The sequence below is a fragment of the Luteithermobacter gelatinilyticus genome (genome assembly GCF_005849285.1).
Classification (GTDB): Bacteria; Pseudomonadota; Alphaproteobacteria; order Sphingomonadales; family Emcibacteraceae; genus Luteithermobacter; species Luteithermobacter gelatinilyticus.
The window spans coordinates 1,913,308-1,935,775 of record NZ_CP040517.1 but is presented as its reverse complement, the minus strand read 5'-3'; the positions used below and the strand labels follow the sequence as shown (position 1 = coordinate 1,935,775).

General features: G+C 53.2%; 23 protein-coding genes. 4 read left to right on the top strand and 19 right to left on the bottom strand.

What is annotated here, in order from left to right:
• Nucleotides 1–15 precede the first annotated feature (15 nt).
• The 4 genes from FE788_RS08765 to lgt form a co-directional block, all read right to left on the bottom strand.
• Nucleotides 16–948: a ribose-phosphate pyrophosphokinase gene (locus FE788_RS08765; RefSeq protein ID WP_138380282.1), complete on the bottom strand. Its 933-nt coding sequence runs from the start codon at nt 946–948 to the stop codon at nt 16–18.
• Nucleotides 949–1,193: 245 nt separating this feature from the next.
• Nucleotides 1,194–1,952, bottom strand: coding sequence for a peptidoglycan editing factor PgeF (gene pgeF / locus FE788_RS08760; protein WP_138380281.1), 759 nt, complete (start codon nt 1,950–1,952; stop codon nt 1,194–1,196).
• Between the two features lie 2 nt (nt 1,953–1,954).
• Nucleotides 1,955–3,070 (bottom strand): class I SAM-dependent methyltransferase, encoded by a 1,116-nt coding sequence (locus FE788_RS08755; protein WP_138380280.1) that lies wholly within the window; start codon nt 3,068–3,070, stop codon nt 1,955–1,957.
• 55 nt (nt 3,071–3,125) lie between these two features.
• Nucleotides 3,126–3,944: a prolipoprotein diacylglyceryl transferase gene (gene lgt / locus FE788_RS08750; RefSeq protein ID WP_138380279.1), complete on the bottom strand. Its 819-nt coding sequence runs from the start codon at nt 3,942–3,944 to the stop codon at nt 3,126–3,128.
• 136 nt (nt 3,945–4,080) lie between these two features.
• Between lgt and FE788_RS08745 the strand changes: the two genes are divergently transcribed.
• From FE788_RS08745 to proC, 3 genes are all read left to right on the top strand, one after another.
• Nucleotides 4,081–4,371 (top strand): accessory factor UbiK family protein, encoded by a 291-nt coding sequence (locus FE788_RS08745; protein ID WP_138380278.1) that lies wholly within the window; start codon nt 4,081–4,083, stop codon nt 4,369–4,371.
• The gene (locus FE788_RS08740; protein ID WP_138380277.1) at nt 4,368–4,874 is read left to right on the top strand and encodes a type III secretion system chaperone family protein; all 507 of its coding nucleotides are present in this window, start codon (nt 4,368–4,370) and stop codon (nt 4,872–4,874) included. The genes FE788_RS08745 and FE788_RS08740 overlap by 4 nt, the downstream gene beginning before the upstream one ends.
• A gap of 61 nt (nt 4,875–4,935) precedes the next feature.
• Nucleotides 4,936–5,781 carry a pyrroline-5-carboxylate reductase gene (gene proC / locus FE788_RS08735; protein WP_138380276.1) on the top strand — a complete coding sequence of 282 codons (846 nt, stop codon included), beginning with the start codon at nt 4,936–4,938 and terminating at the stop codon, nt 5,779–5,781.
• On the opposite strand, the gene FE788_RS08730 is transcribed toward proC, so the two are convergent.
• Together FE788_RS08730 and FE788_RS08725 are read right to left on the bottom strand one after the other, a co-directional pair.
• Entirely contained in the window at nt 5,751–7,049 is a 1,299-nt protein-coding gene (locus FE788_RS08730; protein ID WP_168190344.1) for an O-antigen ligase family protein, read from the bottom strand. The genes proC and FE788_RS08730 overlap by 31 nt on opposite strands.
• Before the next feature lie 136 nt (nt 7,050–7,185).
• A complete protein-coding gene (locus FE788_RS08725; RefSeq protein WP_168190343.1) occupies nt 7,186–7,689 on the bottom strand; it encodes a MarR family winged helix-turn-helix transcriptional regulator in 504 nt (167 codons plus the stop codon).
• A 140-nt stretch (nt 7,690–7,829) separates the two neighbouring features.
• On the opposite strand from FE788_RS08725, the gene FE788_RS08720 reads away from it, so the two are divergent.
• Nucleotides 7,830–8,711, top strand: a complete 882-nt coding sequence (locus FE788_RS08720; protein WP_138380274.1) for a branched-chain amino acid aminotransferase — start codon at nt 7,830–7,832, stop codon at nt 8,709–8,711.
• Between the two features lie 108 nt (nt 8,712–8,819).
• Here FE788_RS08720 and FE788_RS08715 read toward each other — a convergent pair whose 3' ends face one another.
• The 13 genes from FE788_RS08715 to FE788_RS08655 form a co-directional block, all read right to left on the bottom strand.
• Nucleotides 8,820–9,275 (bottom strand): DUF6491 family protein, encoded by a 456-nt coding sequence (locus FE788_RS08715; protein ID WP_138380273.1) that lies wholly within the window; start codon nt 9,273–9,275, stop codon nt 8,820–8,822.
• 112 nt (nt 9,276–9,387) lie between these two features.
• Nucleotides 9,388–11,082: a dipeptidyl-peptidase 3 family protein gene (locus tag FE788_RS08710; protein ID WP_138380272.1), complete on the bottom strand. Its 1,695-nt coding sequence runs from the start codon at nt 11,080–11,082 to the stop codon at nt 9,388–9,390.
• Nucleotides 11,083–11,423: 341 nt separating this feature from the next.
• Nucleotides 11,424–12,341: a sterol desaturase family protein gene (locus tag FE788_RS08705; protein WP_138380271.1), complete on the bottom strand. Its 918-nt coding sequence runs from the start codon at nt 12,339–12,341 to the stop codon at nt 11,424–11,426.
• Nucleotides 12,342–12,547: 206 nt separating this feature from the next.
• Nucleotides 12,548–12,700 (bottom strand): PEP-CTERM sorting domain-containing protein, encoded by a 153-nt coding sequence (locus FE788_RS08700; RefSeq protein WP_138380270.1) that lies wholly within the window; start codon nt 12,698–12,700, stop codon nt 12,548–12,550.
• 158 nt (nt 12,701–12,858) lie between these two features.
• Nucleotides 12,859–13,317 carry a molybdenum cofactor biosynthesis protein MoaE gene (locus FE788_RS08695; RefSeq protein WP_138380269.1) on the bottom strand — a complete coding sequence of 153 codons (459 nt, stop codon included), beginning with the start codon at nt 13,315–13,317 and terminating at the stop codon, nt 12,859–12,861.
• A gap of 3 nt (nt 13,318–13,320) precedes the next feature.
• Nucleotides 13,321–13,572: a molybdopterin converting factor subunit 1 gene (moaD, locus tag FE788_RS08690; protein WP_138380268.1), complete on the bottom strand. Its 252-nt coding sequence runs from the start codon at nt 13,570–13,572 to the stop codon at nt 13,321–13,323.
• A 9-nt stretch (nt 13,573–13,581) separates the two neighbouring features.
• Nucleotides 13,582–14,133 (bottom strand): CDP-diacylglycerol--glycerol-3-phosphate 3-phosphatidyltransferase, encoded by a 552-nt coding sequence (gene pgsA / locus FE788_RS08685; protein WP_138380267.1) that lies wholly within the window; start codon nt 14,131–14,133, stop codon nt 13,582–13,584.
• Nucleotides 14,134–14,240: 107 nt separating this feature from the next.
• Nucleotides 14,241–16,085 (bottom strand): excinuclease ABC subunit UvrC, encoded by a 1,845-nt coding sequence (gene uvrC, locus FE788_RS08680; protein WP_138380266.1) that lies wholly within the window; start codon nt 16,083–16,085, stop codon nt 14,241–14,243.
• A gap of 492 nt (nt 16,086–16,577) precedes the next feature.
• Nucleotides 16,578–17,006, bottom strand: a complete 429-nt coding sequence (gene folB, locus FE788_RS08675) for a dihydroneopterin aldolase (RefSeq protein WP_138380265.1) — start codon at nt 17,004–17,006, stop codon at nt 16,578–16,580.
• 129 nt (nt 17,007–17,135) lie between these two features.
• Nucleotides 17,136–18,089, bottom strand: coding sequence for a calcium/sodium antiporter (locus FE788_RS08670; protein WP_138380264.1), 954 nt, complete (start codon nt 18,087–18,089; stop codon nt 17,136–17,138).
• A gap of 109 nt (nt 18,090–18,198) precedes the next feature.
• Nucleotides 18,199–19,371, bottom strand: a complete 1,173-nt coding sequence (locus FE788_RS08665) for a glycosyltransferase (RefSeq protein WP_138380263.1) — start codon at nt 19,369–19,371, stop codon at nt 18,199–18,201.
• A 24-nt stretch (nt 19,372–19,395) separates the two neighbouring features.
• Nucleotides 19,396–21,279, bottom strand: a complete 1,884-nt coding sequence (locus tag FE788_RS08660) for an XrtA/PEP-CTERM system amidotransferase (protein ID WP_138380262.1) — start codon at nt 21,277–21,279, stop codon at nt 19,396–19,398.
• A gap of 188 nt (nt 21,280–21,467) precedes the next feature.
• Nucleotides 21,468–22,400 (bottom strand): diacylglycerol/lipid kinase family protein, encoded by a 933-nt coding sequence (locus FE788_RS08655; RefSeq protein ID WP_138380261.1) that lies wholly within the window; start codon nt 22,398–22,400, stop codon nt 21,468–21,470.
• Nucleotides 22,401–22,468: the final 68 nt, after the last annotated feature.

The following is a 22,468-nucleotide window of genomic DNA, read 5'->3' as shown; positions in this document are numbered from 1 at the left end:
CCCTCCGGATAAGGTCTAGCTGAACAGAACGGAAACCGACAATTCCTGGTGGATCCGTTTGATGGCCTCGGCGAAAAGCGGGGCAATGCTGATCTGATGGATATTGTGAGCCGCCCGCACACGTTCGGTTGCCAGAATGCTGTCGGTAATGACCAGGCTTTCCAGCTCACTATTGGTGACCCGTTCTACGGCTTTGCCGGACAAGACACCATGTGCCACATAGGCACTGACGGCCTTGGCGCCCTGGTCTTTCAGAGCCTTGGCAGCATTGCACAATGTGCCGGCGGAATCGACGATGTCATCGACCAGAATGCAGTTGCGTCCCTTGATGTCACCGATGATGTTCATCACCTCGGAAACCCCGGCTCTTTCCCGGCGTTTGTCAATAATCGCCAGTGGCACGCCCAGACGGTTGGCATAGGCCCGGGCCCGAACCACGCCCCCCACATCCGGGGAGACAATAACCAGGTCTTCGAGAGAATATTTATCCTTGATGTCCTTAATCAATACGGGTGAAGCAAATAGATTGTCGGTGGGAATATCAAAAAAACCCTGGATCTGTCCCGCATGCAAATCCATGGTCAATACCCGATCGGCCCCGGCCGTGGTGATCAGGTTCGCCACCAGTTTGGCCGAAATAGGGGTGCGGGGCCCCGGTTTGCGGTCTTGTCGGGCATAGCCGAAATAGGGGATCACGGCGGTAATCCGTTTGGCGGAGGCCCGGCGCAGGGCGTCGATACACACCAGAAGCTCCATCACGTTATCGTTGGCGGGAAAGGATGTGGGTTGAATCAGGAAAACGTCTTCGCCCCGGACATTTTCCTTGATTTCCACCCAGACCTCTTCGTCACTGAACCGTTTGATATCGGCTTTGGTCAGTTCCATGTCCAGACAGGCGGCAATGGCTTCGGACAAGGGCAGGTTGCTGTTTCCGGACAGAAGTTTCATCGGGGGTTTACCTCTCTATTCATGTTTGCGGATCAGGCGACAATATGGTGCAGGGGTGTTTCATGGACCTGACCCTGAGATTTCATGATAGATGTTACACAATACCTTAATACTGGATCGTTATAACTTTTATACTGGCAAAATCATGAAAAAGCGACTCTGCCGCAAGTGCGCCGGACGCTAGCAGGGTGAAATAAAACTGTAAAGCCTTTGGTGTGGAAAAAAACGGTGTTTCCGGTGAGATGTCACGAACATATCATAATCGCGGAAATTTGCCGGCCATAATCCGTTTCGCGGCGGTGGGTGGTGCGCCGGTAACTGAAAAACAGATCCTGTTCGCCATAGGTATCCCGTTCCAGGTGATCAATATGCTCAAGGCCGGCGGTCTGAAGACGGTGTTTGACAAAACCGGCCAGATCAAAAAAAGAGTGATCCGGGCGGGAGGCGGGCCTGAAAAAACGATGCGCAGCAGGGTCCCGTTCCATAACGGCGGCATAAAATTCCGGCCCGGTTTCATAGGCGTTCTGGGCAATGCAGGGGCCAATGGCTGCCCGGATGGTTTCTCGCGCGGCGCCAAGGCGACACATTTCCTGCACAGTATTTTCCAGAATACCCTCAAGGGCGCCTTTCCAGCCGGCATGGGCGGCGCCGATCACCCCGGCCTCCGGGTCCGCCAGCAGAACCGGGCAGCAATCCGCCGTCAGAACCGAGATGGCAATATTCTTGCGACGGGTGACGAGGGCATCCGCCTGTGGCGGTGTGACCCAGGGAGACTCTAGGGTCCGGACAGTTGCGCTGTGGATCTGATATATGCCGCTCAATTCTTCTGCCCCGAGCGCCTCACACACCCGGCGACGGTTTTCTGTCACATTTTTTGGGGCGTCTTGTGAACCGGGGCCACAGTTCAAACTGGCGTAAATACCGCTGGAAACACCGCCCTGGCGGGTAAAAAAACCATGTTTCAGAGCGGGATGGAGCAATAGCGGACTGGTGAGGAAATCCATTATCAGCCCCCCTCAAAACCGGGGGGAACGGGAAGCCCGGGATCGGCAACAGCCAGCACCTTGAAAAGGTGCCCCATTTCTTCCGTCGCGACCAGGCGTTCAACCGCCATCATGATGTCAATCCGCTGTTTTTCAGTGGCTTTGCTCAGCAACGCTTGGGCGCGTTCTTCTATGCCGAGTGTGGTCAGGAACTGTCCCTGGGGCACCGGGCCATAAGTGGCGGCACCGCTTTCACGGGCACGTTCCTGGAGGGTCTCAAAATCTACGTGGGCCGTGAGGTCCGCATTGCCGGGATCGGCAAAAATATCTGTATATTCGTGATGGGCGACGGCCTGAAGCGTATCCCCGATGCCGTGGTGTATATGCCCATAATCAATGATCAAGGCCACCCCGCCATAAGTGCGCACATGTTCGGCAATATCCCTTATTATGGATTCGCCGGCCGGGCAAAGTTCTGCGACCGCGCCGATTTCCGCCCTGTCGAGCGCCTCGGGAATAAGTCCTTTATACTGCACGGGGTGAGGGGAAAGCACCGGTATCAGTTCCGCCTTTTGCTGGGCGACAGCCACCAGACGTTCATGCCAGCCGGTTTCGGTCTTTTGATACTGGCGAATGGGTAGAGCGTCAAAAAATTCGTTGGCGACCAGAAAAAGCGGGCCGTCTTGTGCGTGCAGCAGCACATCGTTGAGTCGGTTGTGCCAATGCGGGGTCCAGTCCGGTGTGATAAATGTGGAAAGACTTTCTTGCTGCTTTTGGCGCAGCACGGGAGACATTTCCACCAGATGCAGAGTGATGGCCTCGATCAGGCCGGGCACGATTTTCATGGCGCGCAGCGCATCCTGCATCAATGTGCCCCGCCCCGGGCCCAGTTCCACCAGGTGAATTTTGCCTGGTGACCCTGCCTGGATCCAGTTTTGGGCCAGCCACAGGCCGATAAGTTCCCCGAACATCTGGCTGACTTCCGGCGCTGTGGTGAAGTCCCCCTTCACGCCGAAGGGGTCCTGTTTCATGTAATAGCCGTGAACCGGGTTACTCAGGGCCTCTGCCATATAGGTGGACAGGGGAATGGGGCCTTGATGCCGGATCAGGTTAATCAGATGGTCTTTAAGGTTGTTCATGCAGCACCCGGAAATCCGTCATCTGTAAAACTGTAAGACGGTTTTTTAACCTAGTTTATAATATTGCTTTTTGGGGACGAAACACCAGATACAGCCCGATCAGCACCATGGGAATGGACAACATCTGCCCCATAGTCAGAAGTTCCGTGCCCCATAGGAAACCGATATGAGCGTCCGGCTCCCGAAAATTTTCCACAATTGTGCGTGCGGCAGCATAGCCGATCAGAAAAACCCCGGTCAACAGGCCCGGCTTTTTGCGCGCCGCTGTAAAATTATACAGCGCCCAGAGCAGAATCAGAAGCCCCAGCCCCTCTAGGGCTGCCTCATAAAGCTGGCTCGGATGTCTGGGCAGGGGGCCGCCACTAGGAAACACCATACCGAGAGGGGCATCGGTCACCCGGCCATAAAGCTCGCCATTGATAAAATTGGCCACCCGGCCCAGCAATAGCCCGATGGGCGCCACACAAGCCACCAGGTCGGTAAACCTGAAAAAGGGAATTCGGTGTTTGCGGCAGAAGATCCAGGTGGCCAGCGCCACCCCCAGAAAACCGCCGTGAAACGACATGCCGCCATCCCAAAGGGCCAGGATTTTTTCCGGATGATCAAGATAATAAGACAGGTTGTAGAACAGCACATATCCCAGCCGCCCCCCGAGAATGGTGCCCGCCATTGCCCAGACGGCATAATCGCTGATGTCTTGTGCCGAGCACGGGGCGCCGCGATGACGGATCAGGCGCAATAGATAGACCCAGCCAAGAATCCAGCCCAGCAGATAAGCCAGACTGTACCAGCGAATCGCCAGCGGGCCGATTTCAATCAGAACAGGGTCGATTTCTGGATAGGCAAGGGCAGAGGATAAAAGAACTTCAATCATGGGAATGAGCCGGATGTCGCTGTTTTTCAGTCATTTGCCCGTTATCATGACCGGCTTTCGAGGGAAGTCAAGGGTCCGAAAATGGATTCTTCTTGGCAACAGGGACATGATTGTCCATAGTGCAGAAAGAAGAAGTATGACAACAGGGACCAATACTAAGGTGCAAACAGACAACAAAATTCTGGATGATCTGGCCCGGCTCGGCCAGAGTGCCGCGGGGACGTTTCACGGCATCAAGACGGAGGTGGAACATCTTGTCCGTCAGCGGTTGGAAAATATGCTGTGCCATATGGATCTTGTAAGCCGTGAAGAATATGAGGTCGTGCGGGAAATGGCGGCGACGGCTCGTGAAGAAAATGAACGGCTTGCAGCGCGCCTGGAAGAACTGGAACAGAAAATCTCTCAGTTAGAGAAAAAGAAAAAATGACATCCCTGACGATAGACGGTTTTGATGCGAGCGGCGGCAATCCGCTGGATATTCTGGAAATGATTATCGCCCAGAATGAATGGCCTTATGAACGGGCGGGAGATGAAGAAATCACGGTGGCCGTGAGCGGCGATTGGTGCGATTTCCATATTCGGTATTTCTGGCTGAGTGAAGAAAATATGCTGCAGGCGGCCGGCATGCTGGATATGCGGGTGCCGAATAGCAAAAAAGCGGCGGTTCAGGAAACGCTGAGCCTGGTCAATGAACGACTGGTGATGGGACATTTTGGCATTTGGAGTGAAGACAGCACCATCATGTTCCGCAATACCCAGCTTCTGTCACATAACATGGAAGATGTTGCTCATCTCTGTGAGCAGGTCACTCAGGTTATTCTGGGAGAATGCAACCGCTATTATCCGGTGTTTCAGTTTGTGCTCTGGGCCGGGAAAGGGCCGCGCGAGGCGCTTGAAGCGGCCATGTTGGAAACCGTGGGCCAGGCTTAAGCGACAGATAATCCCCCGTATCCTCGGGGTGACAAAACAGAACATATGAGACGGCATCATCATGACGGATCTTTCCCGGATTACTCCTGAAAATCCCCTGCTTCTTATTGGCTGCGGCAAAATGGGCGGTGCCATGTTACAGGGGTGGCTGAAAAAGGGCCTATCCAGCGGGGCAGTGCTGGTGGTGGACCCGGCCACAAGCCAGGTCCAGGCTGCGTTTCCCGACCTTGGGCCGCAACAGATTTTGGCAACGCCCGATCGTTTGCCGTCTGCCTTACAGCCTGCTTTTGTGATTCTGGCGGTCAAACCCCAGATGATGGATCAAGCCGTGGATGGGGTAAAAGCGTTGAATCTTTCGCAGGCGGTAGTGTTGTCCATTGCCGCTGGTAAAACGCTGACCTATTTCGAAAACCGTCTGGGCCGGGACAAGGCGATTGTCCGGGCCATGCCCAATACGCCGGCGGCCATTGGCCGGGGCATCACTGTGGGCTGCGCCAATCCTCATGTGACGCCGGATCAAAAGGACACCTGTCATATTTTGCTGTCTGCGGTGGGGCAGGTGGACTGGGTCGAAGATGAGGCATTGATGGATGCTGTCACGGCCGTATCCGGTAGTGGTCCGGCCTATGTCTTCCATCTGGTGGAGGCGCTGGCGGCAGCCGGGAAAAATGTGGGGTTGTCGCCTGAGCTCGCCGGAAAACTGGCGGCAGCCACGGTAAGCGGCGCGGGGGCACTGCTGGATCAGGCGGGGGAAGATGCCACGCAACTGCGCATCAATGTCACCAGTCCCAAAGGCACTACCGAAGCGGCGCTCAATGTGCTGATGGATGATAAAGAGGGGCTGGGGGTTTTACTGGAAAAAGCCGTACGTGCCGCTTATGAGCGCTCCAAAGAACTGGCGGATTGAGTTTTTACGCTTGGTTTCAGGGCCACACTGATCCCGAGAATGAATAAAAATATGGGATATGGGTGATACAGGGTGCCGTCCACCAGCGCATTTACAGCTATAGCAAGTGCCATGGCAAACCCGCAAATTTGGTGGGCTGAAGTGGATTTTTTGAGCTCGTCACTTTGCCATATTGACCACAGACTTCCTATAAAAATGGCTAAGAACGGCAGCCCGCCGAGTATTCCCCATGCCATGAAAGCCTGTAGAAATACGTTATGGGGATGCGTGAAAATGTTGTTTGCCGCAACAATGACATTTCTGGTTTGTCCTGGTCCGATGCCCAACCAAGGGGAATCCTTCCAGACGTCAATGGTTTGTTGCCATATGACCAAGCGCCCGGCAGTGAAGGCATTAACGTTTTCTACTTCGGTCACCTTGGTCAGAAAACGCAACAAGCCGTAGGAAGGGGTGTCAGGTACAGGCAGAAATGCTGAAATCCCTGCGCCCAGGATCAGGATAAATAAATTGAACTGGAATAGTTTTTGCCATCTTTCTGGTCGCAGCCATATTAAGCAAATGCCCAGACTTGCTATCGCGGCGATTGATGAGCCGCGCCCTCCTGTCCAAAATAGCAGAACCCAAAGAGCTAGCATGAGAACAGCAAAAGCCGTTACCCGTAAAAGGCTGTTCAGAATTCGGGGGTGTGTCAGAGGAAGCGTGCCCAGAGCTGCGAGCCCTGCTCCTAACATATAATCCAGATGGCGCACATTGCTGAAACCGGGAAGAGACTTAACCCAGTCAAAGTGCTCATTGTCACGTGCCATCAAAAAGGTTGTGCCTAAAAATATCGGCAGGAATAAAAGTAAAGCAATAATCACAGATGGAATAATTATCTCTGTGGCTTTTGGTGCATGCTGTACGTAGTTTATCAATGTGATCGCAAAGGCGAAATGAATGAGGAATTGAGTGGTTTTGAATGCCGCCGCTTCATAAGACGGCGCGACAGACAAGTTGAATACAGAAACCGCGAGCCAAAGGCTGAAGCCCAGCCAGAATACAACTGGAAATAAGGGGGCGTTGGGAGCTTGCCTGTTTTTGGTCAGGATAAAAGCAATGATAAAAAGGACTTCCGCCAGACTGATGTGGGAATAATACAAGGGGATGCTGGAGATTATTCCCGTATTGGGATGCAGGAGAAGTCTGACTAAAGGTAATAGCAGGACAATCCCGCACAACACCCGTCCAGACGTGTCCAGAGTGGAAATTTTTTTATAAAAGTCTGGCATGAACGGCATCCCGTAATGGCTTGTAATGACAGAAGTTCCACGGATTACAGAATGCCTTTATCGCGCAAATAGATTAATCTCCCGTAAATACAGGATCTTTAGGGGAAGTCTGCCGCGGCAGGGAGGAGGCCACCGGTCATGGTTTATTCACATGGGCGAGAACTTCCTCACGGTTTTCCTCATTCAGCAGGGCCGTGAGAACTTTCCAGAAACCTTCCACCGCTTCCGGTCCCGCCGCGGCACAGGCCTTCAAGAGATGTTCCTTTTGATGCCGGGCAATCTTGGTCAGCAGGTCCTCTCCCTTGTCGGTAAGATACAGAAGCCGCTGACGTCGGTCCTGTTCACCGATGTTTTGGCGAATATACCCCTTGTCGATCAGGGTGCTAAGTACCCGGGACAGGGACTGTTTGGTAATATTGAGTAACCTTAACAGATCCGTGACCCTGAGACCCGGATTGCGGTGGACAAAATGCAGAACCCGGTGATGGGCCCGACCCAGACCATAGTGGTGCAGAACATCGTCAGGCCAGCTAATGAAGTCCCGATAGGCAAAATACAGCAGTTCCATGCCCTTCAGGAAGACCTGGTCATCGTCCATCTGGGTAATGGGAGGGTCCTGCTGAAAAAATACGTCAGTCATGTTGACATATTTTAATTATAATGTTACCAATATCAAGTGAATTATGAAATAATTGTTCATTGTTACCGGGGTTGTTGTTGGATAAATCGTTATCCCCCTCATTAACAGGTTGATATAATTTATTTTTTTGAGGTGACGTCATGTCTGTTTTGCCATTCGATGATCGGGATGGATTCATCTGGTTTGACGGGGAGCTGGTTCCCTGGCGTGAAGCCAAACTCCATGTTTTGACCCATGCGCTGCATTATGCCAGTTCCGTATTTGAAGGTCAGCGCGCTTATGGCGGCAAGGTTTTCAAGGCCCGCGAACACAGCGAACGGCTTTTGCGCTCGGGGCGTATTCTGGGATTTGAGAATCCTTATACAGCGGAAGAAATTGACAATGCCGTTGAAGAAGTGCTCAAAGCCAACAACCTGGTGGATGCCTATATTCGCCCGGTGGCCTGGCGTGGTTCTGAAATGATGGGAGTGGCTACCAAAGGCAGTAAAATTCATGTGGCCATTGCGGCTTGGGAATGGCCGTCTTATTTTTCACCGGAAGCCCGACTCAAGGGGCTCAGGCTGGAACTGGCTCATTGGCGTCGTCCGGCACCTTATACGGCACCCAATGATGCCAAGGCAGCGGGGCTTTACATGATTGCCTCTCTCAATAAAGATGCAGCGGCCGCCAACGGCTATGACGATGCCCTGATGATGGATTACAAGGGGCGCGTGGCGGAGGCCACCGGGGCCAATATCTTTTTCTATCGAGATGGTGAACTGCATACGCCGACGGTGGAATGTGTTCTGGACGGCATTACCCGGCGGGCGGTGATGGAGCTTGCGGAAAAACGCGGTCTCAAAATCGTGGTCCGGGAAATCTGGCCGGAGGAAATGAAGGACTTTGAACAGGCATTCCTGACCGGTACGGCGGCGGAAGTCAGCCCGTTGTCCGAGATCGGTCCTTACAAATTCACCGTCGGAGATGTGTGCAAAACCCTGATGCAGGATTATGACGATCTGGTGCATGGTCGCCTGGATTGACCCTGACGGACTTAAATTTTCCCCCAAAGGCGGCTATGGCCGCCTTTTCTGTGGGCAGAAGAAGGTTAGAGTGACTTGTGATGAGCATGCCATCCCTCACAAGTCACTCTATTTCTTATCCTGGTTCCGGTAAGCGATTAGGCGCTTTGCCTGTTCTTCGGTCAGTTTGGCAATGCCGTAGATGAACAGCTTTTCATCTTCAAACAGCAGGGCATCGCCGCCATAGGGACAGAGCCGGCCATCAGAACGGGAGAAGATCCCTAATTCCTGGCCAAATTTCAAGTTAAAGGTGGACGGGGAAACCTTGACAAGATAAGGACGCTTCCGGGTCGGGGCGTAAATGATCAGGTGTCGCCGGTCAATATCTGTCCAGCTTTCAATGGTGCGAATGAAGATACAGTCATTTTCTTTCCCCAGCCTTGTCACAAGTGCCTGATACTCTTGTTCGCTATAGGGAACCACATCTCCAACTTTGGCATCTTCACTTTGGGAAACGTTTTCTTGCGCCTGGACGGTGAACGATGTCGCCAGAACCAACACGACAAGAAGAATTAGTTTTTTCATGCTTCTGAATTCCTCATATTTGTTTTGCTTGTTGACCTTGGCGGCACCTTAAATAATACCTGATGAATGAACGCTGAATTGTCCATTCATCAGGTGACGCAATCAGGTGAAGTTATTGTAGCCCGAGGACATCTTTACCCTGGATGAAATAGACATCTACGGGAATATTGGACTGGGCCAGGCGGTTCAGGTCTTCGGCCAGGTCATCCCCCACGACACCTTTTTCCGCCAACAGGGCCTTGGCTCCTTCATAATCGCCGTTCCCCTGCAAGGTCAAAATCAGCGTGCTGAGGTTGGTCATCGCTTTTTGAAAGTTCTCGAAGTTGACTTTGTATTGGCCTTCTTGGTTGCGTTCAAAGGCGCCCATTTCTTTAAAATAATTAAACCGCACCATATTGGCCCGGCCGTGGGCGCTGCTGGCGCCGAAACGCACGGACCGGAAGATGCCAGCAAGGAAGGTGGTATAATAATCCATCAGTTCGCCGTCTTCCAGTTCTCCTTTTTCATGAAGGCGGGTCACCATATACAGACCCAGAATATCGGCCTTGCCTTCTTCCAGGGCGGACGCGGTTTCTTTCAGGGCCGTCCGCACCGTGCCTTTGCCGGTCAGAGTGTTTTTGATGCCCAGGCCATGGGCCACTTCATGGAACATAGTGTTGGCGAAAAAGGCCGGGAACGTGACGTGCTGGCGCTGTTCCGGCACAATCAGCTCATCAGCAATGGGCAACATGATCTTGTCGAATTTGGCCTTCATGGCGTTTTTCAGCTGCAGCCGCCGGGTGCCTTTTTTCAACTGCACCTCTTCATCATTGGGCAGGTTGATGGCGATGGTTTTGGAGCCTGCATTGCTGTGCCCGGCGTAATAGACCACATCATAGGCATTAAGATCGGACTCTGTGCCCGGCATTTCGGCTTTGTATTCCGCAGGCACGGGAAGCCCTTTTTGCAGTTCGGGTAGGAAAGCGGCATATTTGCTCAACCGTTCGCTCCAGGCCATATCCTTGATCAGGACATAGGATTCATAGGCCGCGCGATAGCCATAAAGCTGGTCTTCATAGGTTTCAATGGCGCCGATAACCAATTCGATGGGATTGGTTTTCATGTCCATCCAGGCCATGTCGCTGGGTTGGTAGTTATCGGTTTCCAGCGCGTCCGCCCGGAGCTTCAGATATTCCCTGAACCTGTCGTGATCCGCATATTTGGCGGCCTCCCTCAGCAGTCCGGCGGCTTTTTGCAGATCGGCGGCAAAGGCATCATGGTAGGGGACAAGTTTAAGACTCCCGTCTTCCTCGCGCCGGACCAGGGAATAAAGCCCCCGTTTGTCCGTATGCTCAAAGGCTTCGAATTCCTCCTTGGTCATGTCTTCGGGATAAAACCGGGCGCCGAGTGGCTTGTCCTTAACGCCCTTGATAAACGGCTTGTCGCCATCAAGGCGGTCCCACGGTCCGTAATTCAGTTCAATGAAATGTTTCAGTTTGCCGTCTTCCAGGCCATCAAGAAGTTTGTTTTTATCGCCATAAGCCTGCAACCAGAACAGGTTGTCCATGATCTGGGACGCCTCAATCAACAGGCCGATCATTTTACGCTGATTATCACTCAGGTGGGACAGGTCAGCCTGCAGGGTATAGGGCGCGTAAATATCCGCCCGTTTTTCGGCTTCGGCAGAAACCCACTCTAGCTGATGTTTTTCCTGCGGGGCGTCTGTAGAAGAGTTTTGCGATGTGGTGTCATTTTGCCCGCAGCCAGCAAGGAACAGACAGCTTGCAAGAGAAACAGAAGCAAGAAGGTGTTTTACAGAGGTGCTCATGAATATCCCCGTATATTGTTTTGAAAAAACCAGAGTCTACAATATCCTCTCCAGAGATAAAGGCATAAAAACCACTTCCGGTACAATCAGCAGAATATTGCCGCCAATCCGGAAGTGGCTCCCCGCCCTACGGGCAGGTAATATATGCGGTAAATTTTCTAGAGTGAATTATGACTAGAGTGAATTCATTCTCATCAAAACCATGTGAAAATAGAAAGTTTCCCCAAAAGATAATATTAAGGGTTGTATTTTTGAAATCCACTATAAAATTGTAAAAAATGAACAATTGTAAAAACTGACGGGCGGGACGAATAAACTTTGCCTGGGTTCAGGGCCTGGGTTCAGGGCAGATCCGGGGTGGTGTCCGGTAGGGAGGAAGGTCTGGTGGCTTTTTTCGTCGCATCGCCAAACTGAGGTTTTAATTCAAGCCGGGGTTTTAATTTCAGAAAAGGTTGAAGCAGCATACGGAAAAAATTCTGGTCCTGGAGGTCCCGATATTCATAAAGACCGACCATCATATCTTTTTGATCCTCCCGGGCCTGCGCGGTATAGGTTCCGAATATCTTGTCCCAGAAGGAAAAAATCACGGCATAATTGCTGTTGGTTTCGGGCTCCCAGGCGGAATGGTGGATCCGGTGCATGTTCGGTGTGACAATGACAAATCGCAATATCCGTTCCAGGCGGTCATTCAGCCGGATATTGGTGTGGCTTAAAAAATTGATGAACATGGTCAGGAATTCAAAAACAATCACCGCCAGCGCCGGCGGTCCCAAGACTAGAATGACAAGAAAAGTGCTGGCCGTGGTCACCAGCGCCTCGAGGGGGTGAAACCGCAACCCGGTAGTGAAATCATAATCCTGGTCCGTATGGTGGACCAGATGAAACCGCCAGCACGCCCTGACATGATGAAACAGCACGTGCTGCGCATATTTGACAAAATCATGCAGCAGGACCGTTATGAGAATGCTCAGCCAGGGCGACAGGGGAAAGGCAGAGAAAAGCCCCCAATGGTGTTCCTGAACATATAAGGCGAAAACAAAGGCGCTCATGGGCAGAAGCCCGCGGAATATGGCGGTGTTCAGCAACATGAGAGAGAAATTCCCCAGCCAGCGCTGCCGCAAGGGCAGGGCATTCTTGCGCAGGGGGATCAGACTTTCCAAAAACGCTGCAAGGGCCAGCAGAACAAAAAAACTGGCGGCCAGAAACTGTTCCAGGTTTTCGATATGCCCTAGATTTTCGATATGCAAGAGGTCAGCCATCACCGGTTTTCACATAATGCCTGATCGTTTCCTTGTGGCATATGGGACATGGTGGCATGTGGGGCATACCATTCCTTGTCCTGAACACTATGCCACCAGAATACCCTGAAACAGGATCCTGTTCCAGGTCTGGATAACCGTCGGACAAAAAACACTGAGCGGGAATATTCTGTCCCGCTCACAGGTGTCCTCACAAAACTCGATTTTTATTTCAACAGGCGTGCGCCAATGACGGCGGCGGCGATGGCCGCGGCAAACATGCCAAATGTTCCGGGTTCAGGCACCCTGACAATTTCTCCGGCAACGGCGGCAACACTGGACGCTGCCACAATGGCGATAGATGTCATTAATGTTTTCATTTTGCAGTCCCCTTTTCTAGTGTATGCCCGTATTTACAAGCAAATAATATGCCATAAGGGCATAGTTGTTTCGAATCAGGGGATTAGGTATTTGGGGAAGTCGGGTTGTTTCAAAACTGTAAAAAAATCCGACAGTTTTACAGGGCTTTTTTTGGGGGTTACGGGTTTTTCAGCCATTTTTCGCGGGCTTTGGTATCTTCTTCCCGGCTTTCTACCCATTCTGTACCGTGATCGGAATATTCCTTTTTCCAGAAGGGCGCATCGGTCTTCAGCCAGTCCATCAGGAATTGGGCGGCCTCGAACGCCGCTTGCCGGTGAGCTGCGGCGGTAATCACCAACACAATTTGTTCCCCGGCGTCCAGGGAACCGTATCGGTGAATGAGGGTGACATCCTGGAGATCCCAGCGTCTCATGGCCGTGTGGGCGAGTTCTGTCAACTGCCTTTCCGCCATGCCGGGGAAATGTTCCAGCGTCATGCGGTGAATTTTGCGCTCCCCGTGAAAGTCCCGTACCAGTCCGGTAAAGGTCACCAGCGCCCCCAAGTCCGTCCGTGTCCCGCGCAGATGGGCGATTTCGTCTTCAAGGCGGAAGTCTTCGGCTTGTACGGCGACTTTCATGATTCAGCCTCCGGTCATAGGAGGAAAGATGGCCACTTCGTCCGCCTCGTTTATCTCATGATCCGGCGTGACATAAACCTGATTGACGGCCAGGCGAATACGGCTTTCATCCGCCAGAGCCCGGCGGTAATGCTCCCCCCGGCTGCGCAGGTAATCCAGGAGATCAGCGACGGTTCTGACATTTGCCGGCAATGGCAGGTCCTCCTCCGACTGGCCGATTTGTTCTTTAATTCTGGCAAAATACAACAGTCGCATAAGGTTTCCTTACGTCATGTGTTTCAGACCGGCGCGCAGATAATCATAGCCCGTATACAGGGTAAGAATCGCCGCCAGCCACAAACAGGTATCCCCAATGACGATGGCAGGGATTGCTGCCGGGGCGGCGTCACCCACCAGCAGAAAACCAAGGGCGAAAATCTGGATGGTGGTTTTCCATTTGGCGAGCTTGGTCACCGGCACGCTGACTTTCAGTTCCGCCAGAAATTCCCTGAGCCCGGAAACCAGAAACTCCCGGCACAGAATGACCACGGCCGCGAGTACGGAATATCCCGAAATACGTTCCACGGCGACCATCATCATCAGGGCGGCCGCAATCAGCAGCTTGTCCGCCACCGGGTCCATAAAGGCGCCAAGTTTGGAATTCTGCTGATACCGCCGGGCCAGATAACCGTCAAAAAAGTCTGTCACTCCGGCAAGGGTGAAAATGGCAAAACCGACCCAGTTGCCTGTGTGCCCGTCGATATAGAAAGAGCCCACCAGCAGTGGGATCAGCAGTATGCGGGCAAGCGTGAGAATATTTGGCAGATTAAATAGCATAATCGGGTTATTTTCCTTGTATCTTTTGCTATATACGGCATGTCATTCGGCCTGCCAATAGGCTTTGCAAAAGATTTGCCCCAAGCCTTTGTCCCCTGGCAGATTATTCAGTCATTTTCATGAAAATAATTGTAAATGCTGCGGGCCAGTGTGGAACTGATTCCGTCCACCTTTTCCAGGTCCTGAAGGCCGGCATTGGCAACGGCCTTGGCTGACCCGAAATGCATCAGAAGCGCTTTTTTACGCCGCGGGCCGACGCCTGCCAGTCCATCCAGCAGGGATTTTTTCATATTTTTAGCGCGTTGCTGACGGTGGCTGCCGATGGCAAAGCGGTGGGCTTCGTCCCTGAGGCGTTGCAGGAAATACAGCACCGGATCATTGGGCGGCAGTTTGAACGGTTCTTTGCCGGGTAGATAAAAATCCTCCCTTCCGGCATTCCGGTCTGGCCCTTTGGCGATGGAAACCACCGGAATGTCCTCAAGTCCCAAATCGGCCAGTGTGGCCAGGGCGGCGGAGAGCTGTCCCTTGCCCCCGTCAATGATTAACAGGTCCGGCCAGCTTTTCTGATCACGGTCCGGGTTCTCCCTGAGTTGACGGCTGAACCTGCGGGTCAGCACCTCGCGCATCATGCCGAAATCGTCACCGGGACTTAGGTTTTCGGATTTGATGGAAAATTTGCGGTAGGCGTTTTTGTCAAATCCTTCCGGGCCAGCAACAATCATGGCCCCAAGGGCATTGGTGCCGGAAATATGGCTGTTATCGTAAACCTCGATACGCCGCGGGGGGGCGTCCAGATCAAACAGATCGGCAACACCGCGCAGCAGCTTTTGCTGACTGGACATTTCGGCAAGCCGGCGGTGCAGCGCATCACGGGCATTCTGTTCGACCAGGGCAACCAGCCGGAATTTGTCGCCGCGTTGCGGGAAGGTGAGCTTGACCTTATGTCCGGCCTTGAGCGACAGGGCCTCTTCCAGCAGATCTTTCTGACTCATGTGACAATTGACCAGAATTTGTTTGGGCGGGGGTTTGTTGTCATAAAACTGGGACAGGAATGCCGGTACAATCTCGCTTAGGGGCTGATCCTTGTCATGCCGCGGGAAATAGGCCTTGTTGCCCCAGTTCTGACCGGAACGAAAGAAAAAAACCTGGATGCAGGTGCTGCCGCCGGTTTGGAAAGCGGCAATAATGTCTGCGTTGTCCACCTGGCCCTGATTAATATCCTGGCGGGCCTGTACCGCGGCCAGCGCCTTGAGGCGGTCGCGGTATATGGCGGCCTGTTCATAATCCAGCCGGTCGCTGGCCGCCATCATTTTCGCAGTCAGGTCATCCTTGATGGCCTGGCTTTTGCCACTCAGAAAATCATGGGCCGCCTGTACCAGGGAAGCATATTCTTCGGGACTGACCTTGTCCACGCAGGGGCCGGCACAGCGTTTGATTTGATACAAGAGACAGGGCCGGGTGCGGCTGTTAAACACGCTGTCGGAACAGGTTCTGAGCAGAAATGCCTTCTGGAGAATGTGCAGGCTGTGATTCACGGCGCTGGTAGAGGCGAACGGGCCGAAATAGTGCCCCTCGATTGTTTTGGCACCACGATGTTTGCGCACCCGCGGGGAAGGGTGAGAGGTATCAATCAGGATATAGGGAAAGGATTTATCATCCCTAAGCAGGATGTTATAGGGCGGCTTGAAGCGCTTGATCATATTCGCTTCCAGCAACAAGGCCTCCACTTCCGTGTGGGTGGTGACGAATTCCATGCTACGGGTCTGACTGACCATGCGGGCAATGCGGTAACTCAGTCCCCTGAGATTGGTGTAACTGGCGACGCGATTCTTCAAGCTCTTGGCTTTGCCCACATACAGGACGTTTTCCTTGTCATCCAGCATCCGGTACACGCCGGGTTTGCCCGGCAGGGTCCTGAGATAAGATTTAATGATCTCGACGCCTTTATTCATGAGGCTGAGTCCAATACCTGAGTCCAGTGTGGTTCCAGAGTTCCTTTTGCTGTTATCCTGTCATATAATTGCATTGACGATGGGGACAACAGGATCCTGTATACCTTGTTTCACCTTTATTCAGAATGATTATTGTGATCAGATGATAAAAACCCTTCTGAATCAAGAGCTAACATACCAATGCCAGAGTCGGGCGAAAAACTATCCACGAAAGTTGTGGATAAGTGAGTGTATAACTTTTTGACATCTCGAATAATCCGGCAGGAACCTTGAGGTTTTATCGAATTGCCTATTTTTTAGGCAAATGGAATAACTTATTGATTTATAACAAAAAAAATAATGTCAAGGCCACAATGAAGAATATTAAATTAGAAAAAAATAATACGAAGGGTCTGCTCAAAGCCCGCTTTTTTCCGCTGTGCACAACTTTGGGGGAACGAATCTATATCGCCCGACAGATTATTTTAAATAAGGTCTTGAAATGTGACGCTTTTATGACATGCGGCGGGCGCGTTCTATTTCCACGCCAACGCTAGTGGTGTTTGGGATAGCTTCGAGTTTTTCAACCCTGACGCGTACCTTGACAACCCGGCTGTCCTGTAAACTCATATCGGCAATCTGTTCCGCCAGGGTCTCCACCAGATGAATATGGCCGGCGCCCACAATAGTCTGGATGTTGCGGACGATTTTTTCATAACACAGCACATTGTTGATGTCGTCGTTAAGTGGATGGGCGTTTTCCCGCACAGACAGGTCCACATTGATGCAGAGTTTCTGGGGGGCCTGTTTTTCATGATCATAAATGCCGATATACCCGTCTATGATCAGGTCCCGCACAAACACATGCCGCATGGCCTTTTCTGCATCGGCAAACTTTAAAGGGGCTAGATTGCTGGGTTTGACCAGATTGCTTGGTTTCATATATTTTCTGCCTGTTCTGCATCCGAAGCGACAATCCGCACTATAAGGGCCGGATCAAACAGCCTTACTACAGTGTTCTGTTTTCCGGGTCAAATGGTTCTGTCGCATGATCTTTCACTGAGAGTCACTCTATAGCTGTAGCCCGAGATAGGCGAGATAGCCGATATAGCCAACGCTCAGCAGGCTGCCGCCAAGCCGATTCAGGGATATTTTTTTCATCGTGTAGGGCAGCAGAATGAGCGCCGCGGCAGCCATGACCCACAGATCGACCCGGAAAAATTCCGCCGGTACGGGGATCGGCGCCGTGAGAGCCGTTGCCCCCATAATGGCGTGCAGGTTAAAAAGATTACTGCCCAGGACGTTGCCCACGGCCACGTCCCCATGTTGATGTTTGGCGGCCATGATCGAGGTCATAAGCTCGGGCAGGGAGGTGCCGACCGCAATGATGGTCAGGCCGATCACCGCTTCCGAGATTCCGAAATTTTGGGCGATGGTGACGGCTCCCATCACCAGAATATGAGCCCCGGCCAGCAGGCCGATGATGCCGCCCAGAATATACAGCGTGGCCTGGAAGGTTTTCATCTCTTTAGCGGGTTGTCCGCCTCCCACATCTTCCAACGCGTGCAAGGCCAGCCCGCGCTGTTTGCGGGCCCGACGATAGGAATGATAAAGATAGGCAAACAACAGGATCAGCAACAAGCCACCTTGCCAGAAGGCCAGCGGGGCCGTCAGGGCCAGAAGGATGAAGAAGGCGGTGCTGACCAGCATGATCAGGTAATTGTGCCGGACTTCTTTATTGTAACAGCTGAACGGATAAAACAGGGCCGGAACCCCGATCACCAGAAGAATATTGGCGATGTTGCTGCCTACCACATTGCCGAGCGCCAGCGTAGGGGCTCCGGACAAGGCGGCATCAACGCCGACCACTAGTTCCGGTGCAGAGGTGCCGAACGCCACGACGGTCAGGCCGATGACAATTTTTCCAACGCCGAGTTTCTGGGCCAGGCACACAGAGCCGTTGACCAGCCAGTCGCCCCCGTAAACCAAAAGAAAAAGTCCGCCAATGACTTGAATATATTCCATTATTCTGTTCCGGTTATGAATATGGGTACGCGTGTTCTACGTTCTCTCGTTTTCTGGGCTCTATATAGAGAGCTGGAAGGGTCCTGGCTAGGGGGATATGTGAAAAAGGTTACGTTTCCAGTGAGCGGGATGCCGCCAACACCTGCCGGTAGAGGTCATATTGTCGCCGGGCCACATGGGACCAGTCATAAGCCGCCATCTCCATTTCGATGTGTTTGCGGTCCCATTGCCTCAGTTTCAGTTCCTGTATCGCTTGGGCCAGAGTCGCGCTGTTGCGGTCTTTCAGAAGAATACCGTTTTCGGGGGTAATGACTTCGGGAATGCCGCCGACGGCGGTGGCTATGACGGGGGTACCGCAGGCCAGGCTTTCCAGCATCACATTGGGCATGCCTTCCATGACGGACATCAGGATCGTGGCGGCCGCGTGGGCATAATATCGGGCCAGGTCCGACTGATGGACATGCTCAATAAAAACAACCCGTTTTTCTAGCCCCAATTCGCGGACGAGGCGGCGCAGTTTTTTCCGGTCCGGTCCCTGGCCAATCAGCACCAGACGCCAGTCCGGCACCATTGTCAGGGCCTCAAGGATCAGATCCTGTCCTTTCAGCGGCACCAGATTGCCAACACAGAGCAGATATCCCGGCTGTTGAGGCGGGGAGGGCTGGCGGGAATGAAACAGGGTCTGATCCACGCCGTTGGGCACTACCGTCAATTTGGTGTCCGTTAGGCCATGGCTGAGAAGAGTCTGTTTTAAGGACTGGCTTACACAGATGACGGCGGCGGCGGCCTCAAGCGCTTCCAGAATGGCGGCGCGGGGGCGGGGCTGCTGCATCCAGTAATTGACATCACTGCCTCGGGCGGTGAGCACAAGCGGCCTGTTGAAATGCCGGGCCAGGCGGGCGGCGGCCACCCCGTCCGGATAAAGATACTGCCCGTCCAGAATGTCGAACAGCTGGTCATCGGTATAGAGCGCTTCAATCATCGGTCGGGCGGCACGGGCCATACTGTCGGCTACATTGACCAGATTGGTGCCGGGCAGGGTCAGATAACGTGGATGCAACACGTCAATGCCGTCCTGATCTTCGTGCCGGGGGATTTGGTTTAAGGTCCTGAACCGGCTGCCGTGCAACAGGTTCATGAAAGGAAACCAGGGCACCGGTGCAATTACCTTGCGCTCTACATCGCCTATCCGGTCAAGCCAGCTCATGCGGGTGCGGACAAAGATGCCGTGACGGGGTTGTAGGCTGTTGGGATACAGGGATGTGAAGGTGAGCAGTTTCATATGACCTTCCCGGATGCTCGCCGCCTAACAGCGGGCCATGAACTGGTCAAACATCATCAGGGTCCATAGCGGTGCGCTGTAATCGCGCAGGCCGGACTGGTGCTGTTCCACCAGATGTCTGAGATAGGCGGGGTCGAAATATCCGCTGTCCATCATGCGTTCGCTGAGTACGGACTGGCTGATTTTTTCTTTCAGGTCTTCCCGGAACCAGCGGCCCAGTGGCACGGCAAAACCCATCTTGCGCCGGTACAGAATGTCATTGGACAGCCGTCCTTCCAGGGCTTTTTTGAAGATATATTTGCCTTCATTTCCCTTGAGCTTGAACCCGGGGGGCAGAGTGGCGATCCATTCCACCAGCAGATGATCCAGAAGCGGTACCCGCACTTCCAGGGAATGGGTCATACTGGCCCGGTCCACCTTGGTTAGGATGTCGCCGGCCAGATAGGTCTTGAGGTCCAAATACTGGATCAGGGACAGCGGGTCACAGGTGCCGGCCTCTCTGGCGTGGCGTTCAAAAATCTGAAGAGCTTCATAGCCTTGAAGGTCTTTCTTGAAGCGGGAACTGAAAAGTTTTTCTTTCATGTCCTTTTTAAAGATGGACACCCCGTAAAAATAGGCCTCCACTGAATTGCGGGCCAGCCCCTGGAATGTGGTTTTTGCGCGCAGAAACCGCGGCGCCCAGTCGGCCTTGGGGTAGATTTCCCCCAGAAAGCCGAACAGCCGCTTCCTAAAGCCATAGGGCAGCATCTGGCGCGGACGTTCTTCCAGCATGTGCAGCCAGTAACGGCGATAGCCGGCCAGGTTTTCATCCCCACCGTCTCCGGACAACGCCACCGTCACCCGTTCCCGGGCCAATTCGCAGACCCGGTAGGTGGGCAGGGCCGAACTGTCGGCATAGGGTTCGTCATAAACATCCATCAGCCGGTCCACCAAGGAATAGTCATTGGGATCCACTTCCCGGGTCCAGTGATTGGTTTTATACTGCCGGGCCACCTGATTGGCATAGTCAATTTCGTTATAGCGCGGATCGGAAAACGCGATGGAGCAGGTGTTGACCGGATTGCTGTCCAGGGTAGCCATGTTCGCCACCACAGCGCTGGAATCCACACCGCCGGACAGGAAGGCCCCGAGCGGCACATCGGCCACCATGCGGATTTTCACGGCTTCACGGATCCGGTTTTGCAGTTCTGCAACCGCCTCATCAAATCCGCCCTGATAGGTCGGCTCGAAATGGACATTCCAGTATCTTTCCATGGTTTTGCGGCCGGTATCCAGGTCAATGGTCAGGGTATAGCCCGGTTCCAGCCGGTGCATGTCGCGATAGATGCTGTGGGGGTCCGGCACATATCCCAGTGAAAAATATTCTTCGATGCTTTGGTGGCGCAATGTCCGTTTCAGCCCCGGATACACCATAAGCGCTTTGTGCTCGGACCCGAAAATCAAAGTGTCTTCGTCCACATTGGCATAAAACAACGGTTTAATGCCGAGCCGGTCCCGGGCAAGAAAGAGCTGGTTCTGCCGGCGATCATGGATCGCATAGGCAAACATCCCCCTGAGGCGTTTCACGCTTTCCGGCCCCCACGCATGATAGGCCTTGAGGATGACTTCGGTATCGCAATGGGTGCGGAACTGATAACCGAGATTCTCCAGTTCACTGCGAATTTCCGGGAAATTATATATTTCCCCGTTGTAGACGATAGTGGCCTGATTGTCTTCAGTGGTCATGGGCTGTTGGCCACTGGCCAGGTCGATAATAGACAGCCGGCGATGCCCCAGGCCGATGCCCGCGTCAACATACTGCCCTTCTTCATCGGGGCCGCGATGATAAATCGCGTCCATCATCTTTTTCAGAAGGGCCGGGTCCGGACGCCTGTCCCGACGGGTTACAATGCCCACTATGCCACACATCTTGTTGTTCTTCCCCTGATTGATTGTTGTCGGCCACTTTTAAGCGAGCCTTGCTCCCCTAGAGTGAATTGTAATGAGATTGACTCTAGACCCATGCGACTATTGCCCACGAGTGTGATCATATCGTGATAACCATGCCGTGCAACGTTTAAATCTTTGTTAAATGCATGATTTTAAATGCCGGAACGTCATGCATCGTCCTTGAGACCCTCGGGCACCAGACAGCTCAGGCTGTCATCGGCAAGACGAATGGTCGCGGGCAGGAAGCCGGCGGGATCCCCGTCCAGCTGAACGGGGTGGGGGTCTGCTGCGTCGAGCCTGATTTCATGCGCTGACCTGATCAGTACATCCCGGCGTTTGGCCAGATTTCCCGTCAGCAGGGAAAAGGCATAGGACAATGCGGCCAGACGTCCGGTTCTGAGAAAAATCACAACTTGGAAATTATTGCTAAAAACATCTCCTTTGGGAGCCAGCAGGAAATTGCCCCCATAATACCGGCCTTTGGAGACAATGACCGACGCCGCGGCATGGCTGTGTCCGTCAAGGGTCACGGTGCACGCCATGTTCGGATAGCGCAGTAATGAGTGCAGGAACTTTATCCCGTAGGCTGCCGCTCCGATCCATTTTTTCAAGCCGCCATTGACATGGTGCACCACGTGGCTGTCCAAGCCGCAACTAACCATAAGTGCAAACAACCGTTTCTCACGCCCTTCGCACAGGCCGGGACGCATGTGCCGCAAGCGGCCGGAAAAAATGGTGTCGACAATGGCATCCACCGACCCATCAAGGCCGATTTCCCGGGCAAACACATTGGCGGTGCCCAGCGGGATGAGCGCAAAGGGAAGATTCAGATGAGGGAGAGCACTTAGAACGTCATTAAGCGTGCCATCACCCCCCGCAACAACAACCAGATCATAATCCTTGCCCTGTGCGTTGCGGATCAGGTCGTGGGCATGACCGGGGAAACGGGTCTGTTGTATATGGATCATGAGGTCCCGGCCGCGCAAGCGTTCCACCACCTGTCGGAATTTGTGATGGTTCCGGCGTCCGGATCGGGGGTTATGGACAATCAGTAGCTTTCGGAATTGTTGCGGATGGGAAGGGGGCGATGGAAATGCCATGGGCGATTCTTCTGATATATCGGGTCTGTTTGTGAGTTGTTTTTTATACTGTTTTGGGGGTTTCAGTT